At 61.2% G+C, this 4842-nt stretch carries 6 protein-coding genes and 1 pseudogene; 4 read left to right on the forward strand and 3 right to left on the reverse strand.

The window, feature by feature from the left end; genetic code table 11:
* The 3 genes from BN2475_RS35135 to BN2475_RS30155 form a co-directional block, all read left to right on the forward strand.
* Nucleotides 1-189 (forward strand): hypothetical protein (locus tag BN2475_RS35135; protein WP_218023744.1); only part of this gene is annotated, 189 nt, incomplete at its 5' end.
* Between the two features lie 18 nt (nt 190-207).
* A complete protein-coding gene (locus BN2475_RS30150; protein ID WP_094783064.1) occupies nt 208-492 on the forward strand; it encodes a type II toxin-antitoxin system Phd/YefM family antitoxin in 285 nt (94 codons plus the stop codon).
* A complete protein-coding gene (locus BN2475_RS30155; RefSeq protein WP_094783061.1) occupies nt 492-830 on the forward strand; it encodes a type II toxin-antitoxin system RelE/ParE family toxin in 339 nt (112 codons plus the stop codon). The genes BN2475_RS30150 and BN2475_RS30155 overlap by 1 nt, the downstream gene beginning before the upstream one ends.
* A gap of 51 nt (nt 831-881) precedes the next feature.
* Here the strand turns inward: BN2475_RS30155 and BN2475_RS30160 are convergent, their stop codons facing one another.
* Complete coding sequence (locus BN2475_RS30160; protein ID WP_094783062.1) at nt 882-3320, reverse strand: TOTE conflict system archaeo-eukaryotic primase domain-containing protein; 2439 nt, start codon at nt 3318-3320, stop codon at nt 882-884.
* 539 nt (nt 3321-3859) lie between these two features.
* Here BN2475_RS30160 and BN2475_RS35945 point away from each other — a divergent pair.
* A pseudogene (locus BN2475_RS35945) lies at nt 3860-4015 on the forward strand (helix-turn-helix domain-containing protein); the annotation flags it as partial.
* Between the two features lie 103 nt (nt 4016-4118).
* On the opposite strand, the gene BN2475_RS30170 reads toward BN2475_RS35945, so the two are convergent.
* Nucleotides 4119-4445 carry a type II toxin-antitoxin system RelE/ParE family toxin gene (locus BN2475_RS30170; protein WP_245841689.1) on the reverse strand — a complete coding sequence of 109 codons (327 nt, stop codon included), beginning with the start codon at nt 4443-4445 and terminating at the stop codon, nt 4119-4121.
* Nucleotides 4442-4717 carry a CopG family ribbon-helix-helix protein gene (locus BN2475_RS30175; RefSeq protein WP_094783063.1) on the reverse strand — a complete coding sequence of 92 codons (276 nt, stop codon included), beginning with the start codon at nt 4715-4717 and terminating at the stop codon, nt 4442-4444. Before BN2475_RS30175 ends, BN2475_RS30170 begins: the two co-directional genes overlap by 4 nt.
* Nucleotides 4718-4842 lie beyond the last annotated feature (125 nt).

Consider the following 4842-nt stretch of genomic DNA (forward strand, 5'->3'; position numbering starts at 1 on the left):
AAATACGGCGGCTGGCTAGCATACGAGGGCATCAAAAGCGGACATTTCTATGCAGCTAAAAGCGGACATTACCGTGTAGCCACTACACTATTTTTTGTTGATAAATTATATTATGTCAAATACCGGTCGCACATCGGCGGATGTCCCGTTGCCGCTGGACCGATAATGGTCTATATTTGGTCTTGTTGATTTGCCATGGAGCACCTGATGCACATCACCGATCACGTGAAGCCGATCAGCTACCTCAAAAGCGAAGCGGCACAAATCGTCAAAGACCTGACCGACTCCGGGGAGCCGCTCATCATCACGCAGAACGGCGAAGCGAAACTCGTTGTTCAGGATGTGCGGACCTATGAAGCCACCCAACAGACGCTCGCGCTCCTGAAAATCCTGGCCATCGGCCAGAAACAGATCGAGCGTGCAGAACACGCCGACGGCGACGAATTCTTTGCGGAACTCAACGAACTCGACCGCCACCAAAAGCTCCGCTAATGCAAGCCCCGCTGTTGAAGTACCGCATCCTGCCGACCGCCCGCATCGGCATCGACGAATTGAGAAGTTACGTTGTCCGCGCATTCGGGTGGGAGACATGGCGTCAGACGTCCGCGCAGATTCAGGAAACCATTGCGCAGATTCGCCAGTTTCCCGGGAGCGGCCATGTGCCTGCCGAGCTGGAAGGCTTCGTCGACGACAATTTTCGACAGGCCCTTTCCGGCAAGAACCGGATCATCTATCAGGTTCGGGACGACACTGTTTTCATTCACCTCGTCGTTGACACGCGACGCGACCTGCAAGCCCTTCTCCATAGAATCGTGCTTCGGCTGATGTAAGCCATCCCGATGACGACGCGCGCTTTCAAGAGTCTCATGCAATGGGTGCATTCAGGTGAGCGCCAGCTGGAGTTCTTCGCCAGGTGTGCACACGTGGTATCCCATTGCCCGGTAGCCGCGCTGACGCCGTTCCCACATACGCAGCAGCGCCGGATGGCCGCCATCGACGTAATCGAGCACCCGCACGCTGGTTTTGGCCGCGTGCTCGCGGTGCAGCCGCCCGGCATACTGCTGCAGGGTGCCTTTCCACGAGATCGGCATGGCCAGCACCAGCGTGTCCAGCGCTGGATGGTCGAAACCCTCGCCCACCAGCCGGCCGGTCGCCAGCACAACGCGGGGCGCGTCATCGGCAAGGGCATTCAAGGCAGCCAGTTGCGCAGTACGCGCCTTTCGCGCGAGGCGCCCGTGCAGCACGAACAGCTGCTTTACCCTGTCCTCCAGCGCCTGTTGCAGGCCCTCAAGATGGTCTGTCCGCTCGGTGAGCACCAGCACATTGCGTCCCTGTCGGTACTGCTCGCAGATTCCCGCCGCGATCATGTGCATGCGCGGCACGTCCTGCGCCAGACGCGCGAACACTTCCTGGATCGGCGCGTCGTCCGGCACATCGACTTCGGCGTTGAGCCGTTGCGGCAGGACCTCAAGCAGGTGCGGCGCGCTGTCGGGCGGTTTCGCTGCGTGCCGGATCGGTCCACATAGCATGAACATCACCGGTTGCTGGCTGTCGCGCCGGACCGGGGTCGCCGTCAGGCCGAGCACATAGCGCGCGTTGACGGCCTTGAGCACCGCCTCGAAGGAATCCGCGGAGACGTGGTGACATTCGTCGACAATGACATGGCCATAACGCCGCAACAGCTCGCCGCGGGTGCCATCCGGCGCGACTGACTGCAGCATCGCGATGTCGATCCGGCCCGTCGGTTTCGACTTGCCGCCGCCGATCGTGCCAATGTCGCGCGGCTCGAGCGCCAGAAACGACTGCAGCCGCTCGCGCCACTGGTCGAGCAGCTCCCGGCGATGCACGAGCACAAGTGTGTTGACGCCGCGCCGGGCAATCATTGCGGCGGCCGTCACGGTCTTGCCGAATGCCGTCGGCGCATGCAGGATGCCGGTGTCATGTCGCAGCAGACCGGCGACAGCCGCCTGCTGATCAGTGCGCAACGTACCGGCAAATGAAACCGCAACAGGCTCGCCCGCGCAACGCTCGTCACGGACGTTGCAGGCGATGTGGTTGTCGCGCAGCAACGTCATGACCTCATCGAGGCAGCCCCGCGGCAACGCAATGTGGCGCGGGCAGTTCTCGGCGCGGCCGATGATACGCGGTTTGTCCCATACGCTGAAGCCCCGCGCCTGGGCCCGGTAGAACTCCGGGTTCTGGAAGGCCGCCAGCCGGATGAGACGGTTGAGCAATGCCTGTGGAAGCTGGGCCTTTTCGAAATAGAGCTGGTTCGCGCGTGTCAGCGTCAGCGATGCCGGCATCCGTCCAGCCAACCGCTTCGGCAGAACGGGGGGCGGCTTCCATGGTTCGGCCTGGTGTTCCTCCGCGATGAACGCAACGTCAAGCGGGTGAGTACCGCCCGTGGCGCGGAAGACCACGCCCTCGATGTCGCGCCCATCCATCGCCTGGACGGACGCGAGATACGCCCACTGGTCAGTGTACGGCTGGAAACCATCGTCGACAAACACGCTGCGGCCGTGCTCGCGCGGCTGCCTCTGCAGCGGCAAGGCAATCAGGTTACCGAAGCCGCCTTTGGGCAGCACGTCCTGGTTCGGAAAGAGCCGGTCGTAGGACGACAGTTCGAGTTGCCGGGTCCGGGCACAGGTGTGACTGATGATGGCGGACCCCATGCGCCGTGCGTCACGCGCAGCGACGGCCGACGAGAAGAAGATCCACGCATGCGCTCCGTTGCCCGATCGCGAAATCTCGAGTGACACCGGCACGTCCAGTTCGCGGCAGGATTGCCGGAAAGCCATTGCGTCTTCACGCCAGCCCTCCTCATCGAAATCGACCGCAAGCAGGTAACAGGTACTGTCTGGCATTAGCGGATAGAGGCCCACCGTGTGATCGCCCGCCAGGTGCGCATAGACAACCTGGTCATCCAGCGGCAGCAGCAAGCGGTGTCCGCAGTCCGCGCACCGGATGCGGGGCTTCTCGCAGATGCCCGCCCGCCATTCATTTGCGCAGGCCGGTGCGTAGCCCGACTTCCCGGAATTGCGGCTCTCCCAACGGAGCGGATAGACATCCGTGCGTCCGCGAAAAAGTCGCCGGAAGAGTTGCACCTTCTGCTGCGTCGAAAGTGTGGGGGCGTCAGTGTTTCGCACTGCTGGCGATGGCGGGTGCTGAACCATCCGCACAGGCTCGCGCTGTATTGGAGGACGTGGCGGCAGCAATGCGATCAGCCTCGCGTTTTCGGTCTGCAGACGCGCGAGTTCCGCGAGCAGTTCTTCCCGCGTGAAATTTTCCCAGTGTGCGCGTGACCGCTTGCCTTCGCTCATCGGCTCATCCGTCGAAACCACATCTCTCACAGCACCTGCCGGCTGGCGCGCCTATGCGTTCTTGTGGTGGCCATCGCGAGTCGTCCACATCGCAACAGGCAGCTCAGATTAGCGCAAGAAAACCCCTACGTCCCTGCAAGTGCCGTGGCTTAAGCGCACTCGGCGCGTGCGCTGGAGCGTCGACGGTGGTGCCATGTCATCAAAAGCGACGGGTAGCTAGCTACGCCGATTTGTGCTTTCATTGTGCACGGAGCATCCTGATGAACGGGGTAATCGTACTTTTCGTGCAGAAAATGGCGGTCACCTGAAGTCGAGCCCTCTGTGTTAAAGCCTTGCGGGTTCGCACATTTCGCGCGATCGAATGATTTGCAAGTCGTTGATTAATCATCCCTTCTCGGCGCAAACCGCCAGAATTCGCACGAAGAGTACGATTGCCCCTATCTGAACTCCTAAGTTGTGCAACGCCGTGCTGGCCGCCGTCAAACCCTTGTACGGGCGTGGTTCGTTAGGCGCGCGGTACGAAGTTCGGTCGCAAGCCGAAGCTGGAACCCGCGCAGCTCAAGCACATTTACCAGCTCGTGGATGAAGGAAAGGCCAGTCGGCAAGAGATAGCCGACCTGTTTGGAATCGATCGATCGACGCTGTACCGTATACTGGTGCAACGCGAAGACGCGCGTGGTGTCGCGTTCCCTTGAGCCTCTGTGCCACTCCTAAGCTGCTCTTGCCGTTGCTCCGGTGTCGCCGGGCGTCTCCGGCCACGCGGCCCGTGAGTCGATTCACGATTGCCAGCTCTTTCGTTCAGCGGTCCTGCCGCGTGTCCCACACCCGAAGGATCGCGATGCTCGTCGGAGTCGGCTCGTAGGCGGGGATGATCTCGTAGTGGATCTCATAGTCCCCTTGGAGGCACACGTCCTTGTGAACCTCTCGGGCCGGGGGGCCCTCCCAACCGTCCAGTTCCTCCCCGATGCGGTGGTGCAGTTGGACGCCCAAGGATTTTGCCTCGACGTTCAGCGCCTTCACGGTCTCGCGCGCCTTGGTCGCTCCATTGAGCATCTTTTCGAACTCATAGATGGTCAGCAAATCCGACGCGGCCTTGCTGGTGAACACGACCGGGACGGCCATCATTCACCAACCTTCGGCAAGGGAAGCTCATGATCGGTGCCCAAGCTGTCGGCCCAGCGCTCCATCGCGTCCATCGAGAGCAGCCTGCCCGCAGTCACGTCGTCCAAGCCTTCTTGAATCATCTGGCGCTCACGCTCCGCTCGAGCGAGGTAAGCCACCACCGCCTTGCGAACGATCCATTGCTTAGAGCGATCCAGCTTCGTCGCCAAGTCGTCCATGCGGGCCACCAGATTCACCGGCAGTTGAGCCGTCACCGTCTTCAACGCTTCCGCCATTGCACACCTCCGACCATTGTATTTCAATATCCCCTATTGTATCGCAATAGCGACGTTAGCCCGTCTATCGACCGTAGTCACCTTCGATACCCTCACGAAGTTGATTGGGAAGCGCCGTGCAATGG

This window comes from Paraburkholderia ribeironis (genome assembly GCF_900019265.1).
In the GTDB taxonomy this organism is placed as follows: domain Bacteria; phylum Pseudomonadota; class Gammaproteobacteria; order Burkholderiales; family Burkholderiaceae; genus Paraburkholderia; species Paraburkholderia ribeironis.

What these genes read in the sequence shown, in the direction of transcription:
- BN2475_RS30150 (WP_094783064.1), top strand. Translation starts at nt 208, where the DNA reads ATGCACATCACCGATCACGTGAAGCCGATCAGCTACCTCAAAAGCGAA.
- BN2475_RS30155 (WP_094783061.1), top strand. Translation starts at nt 492, where the DNA reads ATGCAAGCCCCGCTGTTGAAGTACCGCATCCTGCCGACCGCCCGCATC.
- BN2475_RS30160 (WP_094783062.1), bottom strand. Translation starts at nt 3,320, where the DNA reads ATGAGCGAAGGCAAGCGGTCACGCGCACACTGGGAAAATTTCACGCGG.
- BN2475_RS30170 (WP_245841689.1), bottom strand. Translation starts at nt 4,445, where the DNA reads ATGATGGCCGTCCCGGTCGTGTTCACCAGCAAGGCCGCGTCGGATTTG.
- BN2475_RS30175 (WP_094783063.1), bottom strand. Translation starts at nt 4,717, where the DNA reads ATGGCGGAAGCGTTGAAGACGGTGACGGCTCAACTGCCGGTGAATCTG.